The sequence below is a fragment of the Caulobacter segnis genome (assembly GCF_023935105.1).
Classification (GTDB): Bacteria; Pseudomonadota; Alphaproteobacteria; order Caulobacterales; family Caulobacteraceae; genus Caulobacter; species Caulobacter segnis_B.
In genome coordinates this window covers 3,800,419-3,814,228 of record NZ_CP096040.1, presented here as the reverse complement: position 1 = coordinate 3,814,228, position 13,810 = coordinate 3,800,419, and the positions used below count along the sequence as shown (strand labels likewise).

Below are 13,810 nucleotides of genomic sequence, written 5' to 3'. Positions count from 1 at the left end.
GTCGTGGACGCGTTTGGGCCGTCTCTGGTTCGCGTTGAAGCAAGTTTCGTGATCAGCGCGCCGCTTTCGCGGTCGCCATTGGCTCAACATGCATGCGGCAGGGACATTTTGAGTGAAATGTCAGGTGTGGCGCCTCGCCGCCGGGCCGGACCGACCGATGATTGGTGCGAGGCGTCGACCTTGGGGATAACCGCCGCAGGCGGTGGGCGCGACGGCCTCGCATGAGGACCGCATGTCGAATTACCGGCTATTGATGGCGGGCTGTTCCGCCCTAGTCCTGCTGGCGCACACGCAGGCCGCATTCGCTGACGAAACCACCGCGCCGTCCGACACCGTCGACGAGGTCGTGGTCAAGGCGCGTGACAAGGCCGGCCTGCTGGAGAAGCAGCCCAACAACACCGTCTTCGGCATCGACAAGCCGCTGCTGGAGACGCCGCGCTCGGCCAGCTTCGTCAGCGACGTGACGTTGCAGCGCTATGGCATCGAGACAATCGACGGTCTGACCGCCGTCTCGCCCGGCACCTATACGGCCAGTTTCTACGGCGTGCCCGGCGCGCTGAACATCCGCGGCACCCTGGCCGAGAACTACTTCCGCGGCTTCAAGCGCATCGAGAACCGGGGGACCTATTCGACCCCGATCGGCGCGGCCGACCAGATCCAGATCGTGCGCGGTCCGCCCACCCCGATCTATGGCTCGGGCAAGGTGGGCGGCATGCTCAACTTCATCCCGAAATCGGGAAAGAACGAGGGCGGCTACCTGACCGAGCCGACCGGCGAGGTCACCGTGACCTACGGCTCGTACAACAAGAAGAACGCCACGGCCCAGGTCGGCCTGCCCGCCAACTTCGGTTCGGTCACCGGCGGCATCTATCTGTATGGCGAGGTCGAGGACAGCCACAGCTACTACAAGGGCATCTATCCACGTCGCCAAACGCTGGAAGCCTCGTCGGACTTCGACCTGGGCAACGGTTGGACCACCGCGTTCGGCGGCATGTACTACCACTCGGACGGCGACGTTCAGACGCCCGGCTGGAACCGTCTGACCCAGGCCCTGATCGACAACCGGACCTACATCACCGGCCGCGACACCACGCTGAAGGACGCCGACGGCAATGGTCGCCTGACGCCGAACGAGGTCGGGTTCTATCCGTACGGCAGCGCCACCTATCTGGCCTACTACGGCTATCCGGACAGCAACGCGCTCCACACCCTGGATGTTGGGGTCGGCACGACCAAGCTGGATCCGCGCACGGTCTACATCAGCGGCGCCGACTTCTCGAAGACCCGCACCAACACCCTCTACTACGACCTGGCCAAGGAACTGACGCCCGACAGCACCCTCAAGCTGCAGCTGTTCTACGACGACCAGGAGAACAAGCGCTTCGTCTCGTACGGCTATCCGGCCTGGTTCGACAGCTCGGTGTGGGAGGCGCGCCTCACCTACAACTTCGCCTACGATACGGGGATCATCAGCTCCAAGTCGTTCATCGGCGCGTCCTACCGCAGCTTCGAGGGCCGTCGCCGCGAGAGCTACAACAGCGGCATGATCGCGCTGGATCGTCGCGACATCAGCTTCGGCCCGACGCCGACCGACATCATCGACAGCCCGTTCTCGACCGAGACCGGCGCCGGCGTGCAGGGTCTGCAGTGGGAGAACGACAACAAGAGCGACTGGACGCAAGGCGGCGTCTTCGCGATGACCGACATCAAGGTGGGCGAGCGCCTCAACCTGATGCTGGGCGGCCGCTACGACGACTACGACGTCACCTCGCAGGACACCGGCTTCCTCAGCTATCAGATCGCCGGCAAGCAGAAGGCCAGCAAGGGCAAGTTCACCTACAGCGCCAGCGCCACCTACAAGGCTCCGGCCGGCGTCATGCCCTACATCACCTACGCCAAGGCCTCGGCCCTGGAGATGAGCCAGGCAGGCGACATCGCGCCGGGCTTGGTGGCCGACGCCAGCGACGCGTGGCTGTCCAACAGCGACCTGGCCGAGGCCGGCTTCAAGTTTCAGTGGTTGCGCGGCACGCTGGTCGGCTCGCTGGCGGGCTATCGCCAGAACCGCACCCAACTGACCGGCATTACCGGCACGCCGACCGGCACCCGCGCCAAGGGCGTGGAGGTGGAAGTGCGCTGGCTGGCCAGCGAGAACCTCAGCTTTACCTTCTCGGGCAACACCCAGCACACGACCGTGAAGGGGCCGGACACCTCGTTCCAGTACATTCCGGCCTACACCGCCGGCGTGCCGGGCGCGCAGGCCTATGGCGGCACCTATGTGGTCTGGGCGTTCAACAGCCTGCCGGGCCGCGCGGGCGACTATGACTACACCCTGATCCCGAAGTCGGTGGTCAGCCTCTATGGCGCCTACACCAGCGACGATCACGACTGGGGCAAGGTCGGCGGCACGTTCGGCGTGACGCACGTGACCAAGACCTCGGGCACCGTCCAGAACGCCGTGACCTATCCCGCCTATTGGGTGGCCAGCGGCAGCGTCTATTACGAATACGGTCCGTACACGGCCTCGCTCAATGTCGATAACCTGTTCGACAAGCTCTACTTCACCCCCGACGCGGACAGCTACGCCAACCTCGGCGCGTTGCCCAGCAAGGGGCGCGAGTGGCGCGTGACCCTGGCCCGTAAGTTCTAGTTCCCCGCGCGGCGCGCCCCCCCGAGGTACGCGCCGCGAGCTTGCATGGAGGCTCGATGGCGATGTCGACGATCCAATGGCGTTCCTGGACCCTCCTGGGCGCTCTTTCCCTTTTGCTGTTCCTGATCACCGCCTCGACGTTCTCGTCGCTGGGCGTGGTGCTGCCGGCCATGATCAAGGACCAGCAGTGGAGCTTCGCTTCGGCCTTCCTGGGCTTCACCCTGCTGGGCGCCTTCTGTGGCGGCTCGTCGTGGTTGCCGGCCGTGCTGATCCGCAAGATCGGCGTGCGGGCGACGATCATCGTCGGTTCGGCCGTGATGATCGCCGGCTTCGTCTGCCTGGCGATGGCGCGCGGCTTGCCGATCTATCTGTTCGGCACGGCCCTGCTGGGCGTCGGCTACCAGATGATGGCGCTGATCCCCGGCACGCACCTGCTGTCGATGCTGTTCAAGAAGCGCGCCCTGCCGTTCGGAATCTATTTCACGATCGGCTCGCTGGGCGGCGTCGCGGGCCCCTGGATGGCCCTGGTCGGCATGGAGGTCGCCGGCGGCGCCTGGCGGCCGTACTGGGCCTGGCAGGCCATCGCCTCGGCGGTGGTCGGCGCCCTGGCTGCGGCCCTGGTCGGCGGCAAGGCCTGGCTGGAGAGCGCGGCGATCGAGACCGACAAGGCCGTGGCCGAGGAGGCCGCCGCCCAGTCGGCCAACGCCCGCGTCTATCGCACCCAGGTCGACTGGACGGTCAAGGAAGCCCTCCGCACCCCGCAGTTCTACGTCATCGTCGCGGCCTATTTCGCCCACCTGCTGGGCGGGGTCACCGCCGTCAGCCTGGCCCCAAGCCACTTTAGCGAGATGGGGGTAATCTCGACCGTCGCCGTCGCGGCGCTGAGCCTGGAATCGCTGATGCAGGTCATCGCCCGGATGAGCGGCGGCCTGCTCGGCGACCGCGTCGATCCGCGCTGGCTGCTCGCCGGAGCCCAGGGCATGATGGCCGCCGGCTTGCTGGTCCTGGCCCACGCCACGACCTGGCCGATGATGGTGATCTTCGCTCTCGGCGTGGGCGTCGGCTTCGGCATGACCGTCCTGGCCGTCAGCATCCTGCTGCTCAACTACTACGGCCGGAAGAACAATCTCGAGCTCTTCTCGATGGTCTGTCTGGCCGGCGCCGTCTCGGCCCTGGGGCCGGTGATCGGCGGCGTCATGCGCGATCGCCTGGGCGGCTTCGCGCCGACCTTCCAGGTCTTCGCCGCCGTGATCGGGGTCATCTTCGTGGCCGCTCTGTTCATGCGTCCGCCGCGCAAGACGGTCGAGGAAAGCACGCTCGCGCCGGTCCCGGCGCCCACCCCCGTCCTGCTGCGCGACGCCGCGTGAGGACCAAGATCAAAGAACAAGGAGAGTAACGCCATGTTCCACCGTCCTTCCCAGCACAAGGATTTTGGGGTGTTCCTGCCGGTCGCCAACGGCGGCTGGATCATCTCCAAGACCGCGCCGGTTCTCGACGGTCTCTATGAGACGAACCGCGCGGCGGCCGTGAAGGCCGACGAGGTCGGCATGGACTTCGTGATGTCGATGGGCAAGTTCCGCGGCTTCGGCGGCGAGACCGACCACTGGGGCACGGCCCTGGAGTCCGTCACCATGATGGCCGGCATCGCCGAAGCCACCAAGACCGTGAAGATCTGGGCGACCATCCACCCGCTGCTGCAGAACCCGGCCGTAGCGGCCAAGATGATCGCCACCCTGGACCACATCAGCGGCGGCCGCGCGGGGCTGAACATCGTCGCCGGCGCCTACAAGGGCGAGTTCGACCAGATGGGCGCGTGGGACGACAACCTGTCTCACGATGACCGGTACGCCCTGACCGAGGAGTGGACCACGATCGTCAAGCGCCTTTGGTCCGAGGACAGCGTCGACTTCGCCGGCAAGTACTTCACGATGAAGGACTGCCAGTCCAAGCCCAAGCCGTTGTCCAAACCACGTCCGGACCTGGTCTGCGCCGGCATGAGCGACCGGGGCTTCCAGTTCTCGGTGCGCGAGGCCGACATCTGCTTCATCGGCGGTCGCACGCCCGACGAGCGCCGTGACGCGTCGCTGCGGGCCAAGAAGGTCGCCGGCGAGATGGGCAAGACGATCAAGACCTTCGCCATGTGCACGGTGATCCATGGCGACACCGACGCCGACGCCGAGGCCAAGGTCGAGTACTACAAGGGCGGCGCCGACATGGGCGCCATCCTCGCCATGCTAGAGAGCTGGGGCGTGCCGGCCGAGAAGCTGTCGACGGTGGCAAAGGCCCAGGGCGCGTTCATGACCCACACCGTGGTCGGTTCGCCCAAGACCTGCGGCGCGCAGATCGAGGAGTACCTGCGCTATTGCGAGCTGGACGGCCTGATGATGATCTTTCCTGACTATGTCGAGGGGCTGACCATGTTCGGGTCCGAGATTCTGCCCGGTCTGCGGGCGGTGTTCTCGTGAATACGATGACCTCGGTAGCTTCGATTGGGGAGGGTCTGGCCGCCTGGATCGCGCCGTCACGCACGGCCGTGGTGGTGATCGATATCCAGGTGGACTTCGCCTCGCCCAAGGGCGCGCTGAGCCAGTACGTCGACATGGCCGCGGTCCAGCCCGCCGTGGCCGCCGCCGAACGGCTGGTCGGCGCGGCGCGCGCCGCCGGAGCGCCCGTGGTCTTCGTGGGTCTCTTCACCGCGCCGGAGACCGACTCGCCCAGCTGGAAGGAGCGCATGCGCCGCCGGGGCGGAAATCCCGACGACGAGAGCGCCCTCTGCCGGGACGGCGATGTGGGCTCGGCCTTCTACGGCCCTCGACCCTTGCCGGGCGAGGCGGTGGTGAAGAAGGCCCGCTACAGCGGCTTCGTCGGCACGGACCTCGACGCGCGGCTGAAGGCCCTGGGCGTCGACACCCTGGTCGTGGCGGGCCTGACCACCGAGTGCTGCGTCGACAGCACCGTGCGTGACGCCTTCAGCCTGGACTACCATGTGTTCGTCGCCGCCGATGCGTGCGCCGCCTACGAGGCCGACCTCCACGCGGCCTCGCTGAAGGTGATGGAACTGAACAGCGCGATCCTGACCGATACGGCCGCGATCGCCGCCGCCTGGAGCGTTTGACCATGGCCGATGGATTTCCCAACCTGGGCGCCAGCGCCCCCTACAAGGTCACCGAGGCCGATCGCGCGGCGATCGCCGCCGCCATCGACGAGGCCGAGATCGTCGAGCTGGCCCTGACCCTGGGCAACATTCCCGCGCCCTCCGGCAAGGAGTTGGAGGTCGCCAACTACGTCTACGACTGGATGGCGCGTGAAGGCTTCTCGCCGCGCAAGGTCGGGGCCACGCCCGAGCGGCCGAACGTCATCGGCACGCACGGCGGCAAGGGGGTCGGGAAGAACCTGCTGTTCACTGCCCACCTCGACACCGAGGCGCCGACCTGGAACCCGGATCTGGACGCCTACAAGTACAGCCCCGAGACCCTGGCCAATCCCGAATGGGAGAAGTGCTGGCTGGAGGACGGCAAGCTCTACGGCTATCCGATCGCCAACGACCGCGGGCCGATGAGCTGCTTCCTGATCGCGGCCAAGGCGCTGAAGAAGGCCGGCTACGAGCTGGCCGGCAAGATGTACCTGACCGCCTGTCCCGGCGAGATCGGCCCCGAGCCGATCGAGGAGCACCGGGGCGTGGCCTATATGGGTAAGGACATCGGGGCCCACTATCTGTTCCACCACGGCGGCGTCGCGCCCGACTACGCCATCGCCGCCGAGGGCTGCGACTTCGGCCTGACCTGGGTGGGCTGTGGCTATGCGGTGTTTCGCTTCCAGGTGTGGGGGGAGGGGGTCTTCACCCCGTTGCTGGAGCATCCGGCGACGGCGGCCCAGCATCCCAACCCGATCTACAAGTTGGGCAAGCTGACCGAGGCGATCCACGCCTGGAGCGGCGCGTATGAGAAGAACAATCGCTATGACAGCCCCGGCGGCGTGGCCCAGCCCAAGTCGCAGATCGGCTCGGTGCGCGGCGGCATCCCGTTCGCGTTCGGGGCGGGGACCGAACTGGTGAACCTCTATCTGGAGGTCGGCCTGACGCCCAAGCAGCGCGTGGCCGACGTCCAGCATTCGCTGGAGGCCATGGTCCGCGAGGCAGGCCTAGGCCGCATCGACATCGAGCCGGTCGTGGTGCGCCATGGCTTCGAGGCCGACGCCGCCGAGGTCGCGCCGCTGGTCGGCGCCGTGGATGTGGCCACCCAGCTGGGCCTGGGCCATCCGGTCGCCCTGGCCAATCCGGTCTATTCCAGCATGTGGCGCGACCACAACGTCTTCAACATGCAGCGGATTCCGGCCATCACGACCGGCTTCCGCCGCTGGCGGCCGACGCCCAAGGATCTGGTCGACAGCGCCCTGATCTACGCCCTGACCGCCCTGGCGGTCTGCGGCCGAGCCAGCTCCGACGAGAGCGCCAAGCGCCCCGCCTCGGCGGTCTATCCCGACAACCCGTTCGGGGACGCGTGATGAGCGCGGCGATCCAACCCTCAGCGCCCGAGCCGGCGGACTTCCGCAAGGCCATGGGCAGCTTCCCCGCCGGGGTGACCGTGGTCACCGCCTGCCATGATGGACGCCTGGTCGGCACGACGGTCAGCGCCTTCAGCTCGGTGTCGATGGACCCGCCGCTGGTCATGGTCTGCCTCAAGCGCGACAGCCGCACCCTGGCGGCGCTGAGCCAGGCTCGGACCTTCTGCGTCAACATCCTGGCCCAGGACCAGGGCGACCTGGCCTATCGCTTCGCCAAGAGTGGGGCCGACGACCGCTTCGCCCTGACCGCCGTCGAGGCCGGGGTCTGCGGCGCGCCGCTGCTGGCCGGCTCGGTCACCTCGGTCGAGTGCGAAGTGCGCGCCGCCCATGACGGCGGCGATCACGAGATCCTGGTCGGACGCGTGCTGCGCGTCGTGACCGACGAAACCAAGACGCCGCTCGTCTATGTGCGCGGCGGCTTCCTGAACGCTTAGGGACAAAGGCAGATGAGCTACGACGTGCTCGACGTGAAGCCCATGACCCGCCGCATCGGGGCGGAGATCTTCGGCGTCGACCTGGGCAAGCCCCTCTCGAACCGACAGTTCGAGGAGATCCACCAGGCCCTGACCCAGCACCAGGTGATCTTCTTCCGCGACCAGGACATGTCGCACGAGGCCCACAAGGACTTCGGGCGCAAGTTCGGCGACCTGGCGATCCACTCGGGCGTGCCCGGCCTGCCGGACCATCCGGAGATCGTGGCCATTCACGCCGACGCCAATTCCAAGTTCGTGGCCGGCGAGAACTGGCACTCGGACCTGACTTGCGATCCCGAGCCGCCGCTGGGCAGCATCCTCTACATGAAGGTCCTGCCCGACGACGGCGGCGACACCTGCTTCGCCAGCATGTACTGGGCCTATGACACCCTGTCGGACCGGATGAAGACCTATCTGGAGGGCCTGCACGCCGTCCATGACGCCAACCCGGTCTACAAGGCGATCTTCCCGGACATCGACCGCCAGTACAATTGCTCGACCCATCCGATCGTGCGGACCCATCCGGTCAGCGGCAGGAAGAGCCTGTTCGTCAATCCGTCCTACACCACCCATATCGCGGGAGTGTCCAAGGCCGAGAGCCGCGCGATCTTGGAGTTCCTCTACCAGCACGCCAGCAACCCAGACTTCCAGGTGCGCTTCCGCTGGAAGGAGAACTCGGTGGCCTTCTGGGACAACCGCTGTACCTGGCACCAGGCGATCTGGGACTATTTCCCCGACACTCGCACGGGCTACCGGGTGACGGTGGCCGGCGATAAGCCGTTCTGAGCTTGAACGTTCTCATGCTCGGCGCGGCCGGCGGCATCGGGTCGGCGATCCGGTCCGGCCTCGCCAGCCGCTATGCCCTGATGCGCCTGGCCGACATCGCGCCGCTGGACGCGGCGGGGCCGGGGGAGGAGACCGTGAAGGTCGACCTGCTCGACCTCGACGGCCTGGTCGCGGCGATGGCCGGGATCGACTGCGTGGTCCACATGGCCGGCGTGCCGGTCGAGCCCGAGACCAACGCCTGGGAGCAGGTGCTGCCGGCTAATATCGTCGGCGTGCACAATCTCTTCGAGGCCGCGCGGATCGCCGGCGTGAAGCGGGTGCTGTTCGCCTCGTCGCACCACGCCGCCGGCTTCCACCGGCGCGAAACAGCGACGGTCGAGACCCTGGTCCCACGTCCCGACAGCTACTACGGCGTCAGCAAGGTGTTCGGCGAGGCGATGGGTCGGATGTACGCCGACAAGTTCGGCCTGCAGGTCTTAAGCCTTCGCATTGGCGCCTATCGCGAGCGGCCGTCTGACCCGCGCCAACTGGCCGTCTGGGTCAGCCCGCGCGACATGGTCGAGTTGGTCCGCTGCGGGATCGAGGCGCCGGACTTCGGCTACGCCACGGTCTACGGCGTCTCGGCCAACACTCGGAACTTCTGGGACAATTCGGCCGTGGCGTTCCTGGGCTACGAACCGCGCGACAACGCCGAGGCCTGGGCGGGGGAGGTCATGGCCTCCAGCCCGCCCGAGGATCCGGCCGCCGCCCCGTTCCAGGGCGGCTGGTACTGCGCCAAGGACTTCGTCGGCGACCCTTCGCGCGTGGGTTAGCCTATTCGCGCGTGAAGTCGGCCGGGATTTGCGGATCCTGACCGGCCTTGCCCCACAGGACGATCTCGTTGCCCCAAGGGTCGCGGAAGGCGTGGTTGTAGCCGTTGAATTCCTTCCAATAGTGGTTCCGCCAGAGGATCGTCGCGCCCAGGTCCTCGGCGGTACCGAGGATGCGGTCGGCGCTGTCGTCGTCGCTGATCAGCACCCAGACGCGCGGCTTGCGGCCGTCGGCGCTCAGGACGCGGGGCTCGACCCCCTCGGGCTCCGGATGGGGGCGGGCGTTGGCGGCCTTGAAGATTCCCAGGTGCAGGTTGCCGATCTCGCTGTCGGTCCCGTCGGACTTCTTGAAGAAGCCGCCCGGCACCATGCGGTGATAGACGCCCTCGGGGCGGGCGTCGTTCTGCCAGCCGAAGACCTTGGCGTAGAAGTCGCCGGCCTTGGACGGGTCCTCGGAGGCCAGGTCGACGAAGATCAGGGTGTTGGTCACTTGAGGCTCGCTCGCGTCTAGGGTCAGTCGTTGAAGCCGATGGACAGGGTCAGGGCCTTCCAGGCGTCGATGTCGGCGGCCAGGCCCTGGGCGGCGTAGCCGGCGTACTTCAGGGCGTCCTCGCCCAGCAGCAGGTGCAGCGGCGGGTCCTCGGCGTCGGCGATGGTCAGGATGGCCAGGGCGGCCTTGGTCGGATCGCCGGGCTCCTGGCCGGCGTGGTCGGCCATGATCCGCTCGGCGTCGCGCGCCAGGCCGTCATAGTCGGCGAACTTCTCGGCCACGATGGTCTTGGAGCCCTGGGCGAAGTCGGTGCGCAGCCCGCCGGGAGCGACGTTGACGACCTTGATCCCCAGCTCGGCGACCTCCTGGGCCAGGGTCTGGGTCAGGCCTTCCAGCGCCCACTTGCTGGCGCAGTAGACGCCGGTGCCGGCCCAGACGGCCAGCCCCGAGACCGAGGTGATGTTGATGATCCGGCCGGCGCGGCGGGCGCGCATGGCGGGCAGGGCGGCCTTCAGCACCGCCAGCGGGCCGAAGACGTTGGTCTCGAACTGGGCTCGAACTTCCTCGAGAGAAGCTTCCTCGACCGCGCCGACCAGGCCGTAGCCGGCGTTGTTGACCAGGACGTCGATGGTCCCGGTCACGCTCTCGGCCCTGGCGACGGCGGCGGTCGCGGCCGCCGTGTCGGTCACGTCCATGACCACGCCGTGGGCGCGGCCGGGCGCGAAAGCCTCGAAGGCGGCGGCGGCCTCGGGCTTGCGCACCGTGCCGACGACGACGTCGCCGCGCGCCAGGGCCGCCCGGGCGATCTCGCGCCCCAGGCCGCCGGAGACGCCCGTGATCATCCAGGTCTTGGTCATGTGGAGTTCCTCGTGAGCGAGGCTCAGTAGGGCTTGTCGCCCTTGACCCACAAGCGGTGCATGGTCCGGATGTACTTGGTGTCGTCGTACAGCGTGCCGGTGTGCAGGGTGCAGCGGTTGTCCCACATCAGCAGGTCGCCGAACCGCCACTGGTGGCGATAGACGAACTGGTCTTGGGTCATGAACTCGACGAGCTCGTCCAGCAGCGCCAGGCCCGCCGGGCCGGGCATGCCAATCACCTCGGTGACCGTGCCGGTCGAAGGCCACAGCGCTTTTCGGCCGTCGGCCGGGTGGGTGCGGATCAGCGGGTGCTCGACGTCGGGATTGGCCGCCTCCAGCTCGGGCGAGAGGTTCTGCTGCTGGCCGAACTGACGGGTGGCCATGAAGTGCTTGTAGCTGTGGTGCAGCCGCAGCCCTTCCAGCATCGCCTGCTTGTCGGCGGGCAGGGCGTTCCAGGCCGCGCAGCCGTCGGCCAGCAGGGTGTCGGAGCCCTCGTCCGGAACCTCGACCGCGTAAAGCATGGTCAGCATGACCGGCTCGGGCTTGTAGCTGTAGTCGGTGTGCCAGCCCACCCCGTCGTTGTGAGCGCCGATTGGCTGGCCATCCACGACCCGGTTGCTGAGGATGAAGATCTTCGGATAGCCCGGCAGGGTGAAGCGGGTCTGGGTGTGGTCCTCGGGATCGCCGAACCGGCCGATGAAGCGCATCAGGTCGTCGGGCGTCATCTTCTGGTCGCGCAGGGCGATGGCGCCATGGCGGTGGAAGGTGTCGACCACCTGGTCGATGGCCGCGTCCGAGGCGGAGGCCAGGTCGATGCCGGAAATCTCGGCCCCGAAGCCCGGCTTCAGGTCCTGGATGGCGAGGTCGGCGGTCAGCGTCATGGCGTCCTCCGTGGTGCGATGTCGTTGAAACTAGGCCTCCGCGTCATGGCGGTCTTGCATCAGCGCGCACGACGGCTTTCTCGTCCACCCGAGGATTGACCCGCTCTTGGGCGCCGGCGGCGGCATCCGGGCGCCGATCGCCCGCGAATGTGGCGTCGCGCCGTCAGGGGCGCGCGATGACCAACTCTTCGTGCGCGCTGGAGCAAGACCGGCCCACGCTGCGGTCCTAGCGTGATGGTCGACTTCCGACTTCTTTAGAGCGCTTCACGATGAGCCTGCGCCCGCCGAACGGCTTCTTCAGCGACGCCTTCTTCGAAGGCCTCTCCAGCTCCATGCAGGACGTGGGAGCCGCCGAGACCCTGCCGCCCGCCTGCTATGTCGACCCCGACTTCTACGCGTTCGAGAAGGAGGCGCTGTTCAATCACGAATGGCTGTGCGTCGGCCGCGTGGACTGGGTGAAGGAGCCCGGCGACTTCTTCACGACGCGGATCATCGGCGAGCCGATCATCGTCACCCGCAACCGCGACAACCAGATCAAGGCGATGTCGGCCGTGTGCCAGCACCGCGCCATGCTGGTGGCCGAGGGCAGGGGCAATACGCGCGGGTTCGTTTGCCCCTACCATCACTGGGTCTATTCGCTGAACGGCGACCTGGTGAACGCCCCGGCGATGGAGCGCACCTGCGACTTCGACAAGAAGGCCGTGAAGCTGCCGACCTTCAAGGTCGAGATCTGGCTGGGCTTCATCTTCATCAATTTCGACGCCGAGGCCGCGCCCCTGGCGCCGCGCCTCACCGCCGTCGAGGCGGCCGTGGCCAACTACGACCTCGAAAGCGCCGACGGCCTCAGCCCGCCGATGACCGGTCAGTTCGCCTGGAACTGGAAGGTGATGTTCGAGAACAACAATGACGGCTACCACGCCAGCAAGCTGCACCGCGGGCCGCTCCACGACTTCATTCCCAGCGAGCTGTGCAGCTTCCCCGAGGCAGAGGCGGGCGACGCCGGTTTCCTGCGCTACAACGGCACCCTGCACGCCGACGCCAGCTTCAACCCGACCCAGAAGGCGGTGCTGCCGATCTTCCCGAAGCTGACGGAGGAGGATCGCAACCGCGCGACCTTCGCCAACATCCCGCCGACGCTGTCGCTGGTGATGACCAGCGACATGGTCATCTACCTGATCCTGCGCCCCACCGGTCCAGAGACCATGGAGCAGGACACCGGCATCTTGGTGGCGCCCGGCGCGACCGAGAGCCCGGGCTTCGAGGAGCGCCTCGAGATGATCATGACCTCGGCCGGCAAGATCATCGCCCAGGACATGCACGTCGACGAACTGGTCCAGCAGGGCCTGCGTTCGCGCTTCGCCATCCGGGGGCGCTACTCCTGGCAGGAGGGGGCGCAGGTGCAGTTCAACCGCTGGCTTGCGCCGCGCTACCAGAAGGCCTGGGCGACGTTGAAAGCGGGCGACGCGCCGGCGCCGGCCAATTCGGAGGCCGCCGCATGAGCCGCCTGCCCGTCATCTTCTTCGGTCACGGCAGCCCGATGATCGCGCTGGAGACCAACGACACCACCCGGACCTGGAAGGCCATGGGCGACGCCGTCGGCAAGCCCAAGGCGATCCTCTGCGTCTCGGCCCACTGGCTGACGCGCGGCGTCGCGGTGACAGCCATGACCCGGCCGCGCACCATCCACGACTTCGGGGCCTCGTTCCCCAAGGCGCTGTTCGACCAGCAGTACCCGGCGCCGGGTTCGCCCGAGCTGGCCGCGCGGGTGCGCGAGATCCTCAGCCCCACGCCGGTGGCGCTGGACGAGGGCGGCTGGGGCCTGGACCACGGAACCTGGTCGGTGCTGGGCAAGGCGTTCCCGGACGCCGACGTGCCGGTGGTCCAGCTCAGCATGGACGCCGCCAAGCCGCCAGCCTGGCACTACGAGATCGGCCAGCGCCTGGCGCCCCTGCGTGACGAGGGCGTGCTGATCGTCGGCACCGGCAACATCGTCCATAACCTGCCGGCCATGGACTGGGGCGACCGCCACTGCGCGCCCTATGACTGGTCACAGCGCTTCAACGACTACATCAAGACCGCCATCGTCGAGGATGCGCCCGAGCGGGTGGTGGGCTTCGAGAGCCAGGGCCAGGACGCTCAGCGTTCCGTGCCGACGCCCGACCACTATTGGCCGCTGCTCTACGTCCTGGGCGCGCGCCTGCCCGGCGACGTCCCGACCTTCGCTCCCGACCACATCGAGCATGGCTCGCTGAGCATGACCTCGGTCACGCTCTCCACACCCCATCCGGCCAGCGCCTGAGGACC

Annotated in this window: 13 protein-coding genes; 10 read left to right on the top strand and 3 right to left on the bottom strand. The window is 67.6% G+C overall.

Annotated elements, in window-relative coordinates; genetic code table 11:
• Positions 1-232 precede the first annotated feature (232 nt).
• The 8 genes from MZV50_RS17870 to MZV50_RS17835 all read left to right on the top strand — a co-directional run bounded on the left by MZV50_RS17870 (position 233) and on the right by MZV50_RS17835 (position 9,281).
• Positions 233-2,647, top strand: coding sequence for a TonB-dependent siderophore receptor (locus MZV50_RS17870; RefSeq protein ID WP_252630645.1), 2,415 nt, complete (start codon positions 233-235; stop codon positions 2,645-2,647).
• A 62-nt stretch (positions 2,648-2,709) separates the two neighbouring features.
• Positions 2,710-4,014 (top strand): MFS transporter, encoded by a 1,305-nt coding sequence (locus MZV50_RS17865; RefSeq protein ID WP_252630644.1) that lies wholly within the window; start codon positions 2,710-2,712, stop codon positions 4,012-4,014.
• A 33-nt stretch (positions 4,015-4,047) separates the two neighbouring features.
• Positions 4,048-5,112 carry an LLM class flavin-dependent oxidoreductase gene (locus tag MZV50_RS17860; protein WP_252630643.1) on the top strand — a complete coding sequence of 355 codons (1,065 nt, stop codon included), beginning with the start codon at positions 4,048-4,050 and terminating at the stop codon, positions 5,110-5,112.
• 5 nt (positions 5,113-5,117) lie between these two features.
• Complete coding sequence (locus MZV50_RS17855; protein WP_252630642.1) at positions 5,118-5,762, top strand: cysteine hydrolase; 645 nt, start codon at positions 5,118-5,120, stop codon at positions 5,760-5,762.
• 2 nt (positions 5,763-5,764) lie between these two features.
• A complete protein-coding gene (locus MZV50_RS17850; protein ID WP_252630641.1) occupies positions 5,765-7,150 on the top strand; it encodes a peptidase M20 in 1,386 nt (461 codons plus the stop codon).
• Positions 7,150-7,644: a flavin reductase family protein gene (locus MZV50_RS17845; RefSeq protein ID WP_252630640.1), complete on the top strand. Its 495-nt coding sequence runs from the start codon at positions 7,150-7,152 to the stop codon at positions 7,642-7,644. The genes MZV50_RS17850 and MZV50_RS17845 overlap by 1 nt, the downstream gene beginning before the upstream one ends.
• A gap of 12 nt (positions 7,645-7,656) precedes the next feature.
• Positions 7,657-8,469 carry a TauD/TfdA dioxygenase family protein gene (locus MZV50_RS17840; protein ID WP_252630639.1) on the top strand — a complete coding sequence of 271 codons (813 nt, stop codon included), beginning with the start codon at positions 7,657-7,659 and terminating at the stop codon, positions 8,467-8,469.
• 2 nt (positions 8,470-8,471) lie between these two features.
• Positions 8,472-9,281 (top strand): NAD-dependent epimerase/dehydratase family protein, encoded by an 810-nt coding sequence (locus MZV50_RS17835; protein ID WP_252630638.1) that lies wholly within the window; start codon positions 8,472-8,474, stop codon positions 9,279-9,281.
• A 1-nt stretch (position 9,282) separates the two neighbouring features.
• Here MZV50_RS17835 and MZV50_RS17830 read toward each other — a convergent pair whose 3' ends face one another.
• Genes MZV50_RS17830 through MZV50_RS17820 form a run of 3 tightly spaced genes read right to left on the bottom strand, consistent with a single transcriptional unit; the run spans position 9,283 to position 11,506 of the window.
• Positions 9,283-9,768, bottom strand: coding sequence for a VOC family protein (locus tag MZV50_RS17830; RefSeq protein ID WP_252630637.1), 486 nt, complete (start codon positions 9,766-9,768; stop codon positions 9,283-9,285).
• A 23-nt stretch (positions 9,769-9,791) separates the two neighbouring features.
• Complete coding sequence (locus MZV50_RS17825; protein WP_252630636.1) at positions 9,792-10,625, bottom strand: oxidoreductase; 834 nt, start codon at positions 10,623-10,625, stop codon at positions 9,792-9,794.
• 23 nt (positions 10,626-10,648) lie between these two features.
• Positions 10,649-11,506, bottom strand: a complete 858-nt coding sequence (locus MZV50_RS17820) for a TauD/TfdA dioxygenase family protein (RefSeq protein ID WP_252630635.1) — start codon at positions 11,504-11,506, stop codon at positions 10,649-10,651.
• Positions 11,507-11,775: 269 nt separating this feature from the next.
• Here MZV50_RS17820 and MZV50_RS17815 point away from each other — a divergent pair, with 269 nt between their 5' ends.
• Positions 11,776-13,005, top strand: coding sequence for an aromatic ring-hydroxylating oxygenase subunit alpha (locus tag MZV50_RS17815; protein ID WP_252630634.1), 1,230 nt, complete (start codon positions 11,776-11,778; stop codon positions 13,003-13,005).
• Complete coding sequence (ygiD, locus tag MZV50_RS17810) at positions 13,002-13,805, top strand: 4,5-DOPA dioxygenase extradiol (RefSeq protein WP_252630633.1); 804 nt, start codon at positions 13,002-13,004, stop codon at positions 13,803-13,805. The genes MZV50_RS17815 and ygiD overlap by 4 nt, the downstream gene beginning before the upstream one ends.
• The last annotated feature ends 5 nt before the right edge of the window (positions 13,806-13,810 follow it).

Bases quoted from the DNA above. Each gene is read 5' to 3' on its own strand.
- MZV50_RS17850 (WP_252630641.1), top strand. From the start codon at position 5,765: ATGGCCGATGGATTTCCCAACCTGGGCGCCAGCGCCCCCTACAAGGTC.
- ygiD (WP_252630633.1), top strand. From the start codon at position 13,002: ATGAGCCGCCTGCCCGTCATCTTCTTCGGTCACGGCAGCCCGATGATC.
- MZV50_RS17840 (WP_252630639.1), top strand. From the start codon at position 7,657: ATGAGCTACGACGTGCTCGACGTGAAGCCCATGACCCGCCGCATCGGG.
- MZV50_RS17815 (WP_252630634.1), top strand. From the start codon at position 11,776: ATGAGCCTGCGCCCGCCGAACGGCTTCTTCAGCGACGCCTTCTTCGAA.
- MZV50_RS17865 (WP_252630644.1), top strand. From the start codon at position 2,710: ATGTCGACGATCCAATGGCGTTCCTGGACCCTCCTGGGCGCTCTTTCC.
- MZV50_RS17860 (WP_252630643.1), top strand. From the start codon at position 4,048: ATGTTCCACCGTCCTTCCCAGCACAAGGATTTTGGGGTGTTCCTGCCG.
- MZV50_RS17820 (WP_252630635.1), bottom strand. From the start codon at position 11,506: ATGACGCTGACCGCCGACCTCGCCATCCAGGACCTGAAGCCGGGCTTC.
- MZV50_RS17825 (WP_252630636.1), bottom strand. From the start codon at position 10,625: ATGACCAAGACCTGGATGATCACGGGCGTCTCCGGCGGCCTGGGGCGC.
- MZV50_RS17870 (WP_252630645.1), top strand. From the start codon at position 233: ATGTCGAATTACCGGCTATTGATGGCGGGCTGTTCCGCCCTAGTCCTG.
- MZV50_RS17845 (WP_252630640.1), top strand. From the start codon at position 7,150: ATGAGCGCGGCGATCCAACCCTCAGCGCCCGAGCCGGCGGACTTCCGC.
- MZV50_RS17855 (WP_252630642.1), top strand. From the start codon at position 5,118: ATGACCTCGGTAGCTTCGATTGGGGAGGGTCTGGCCGCCTGGATCGCG.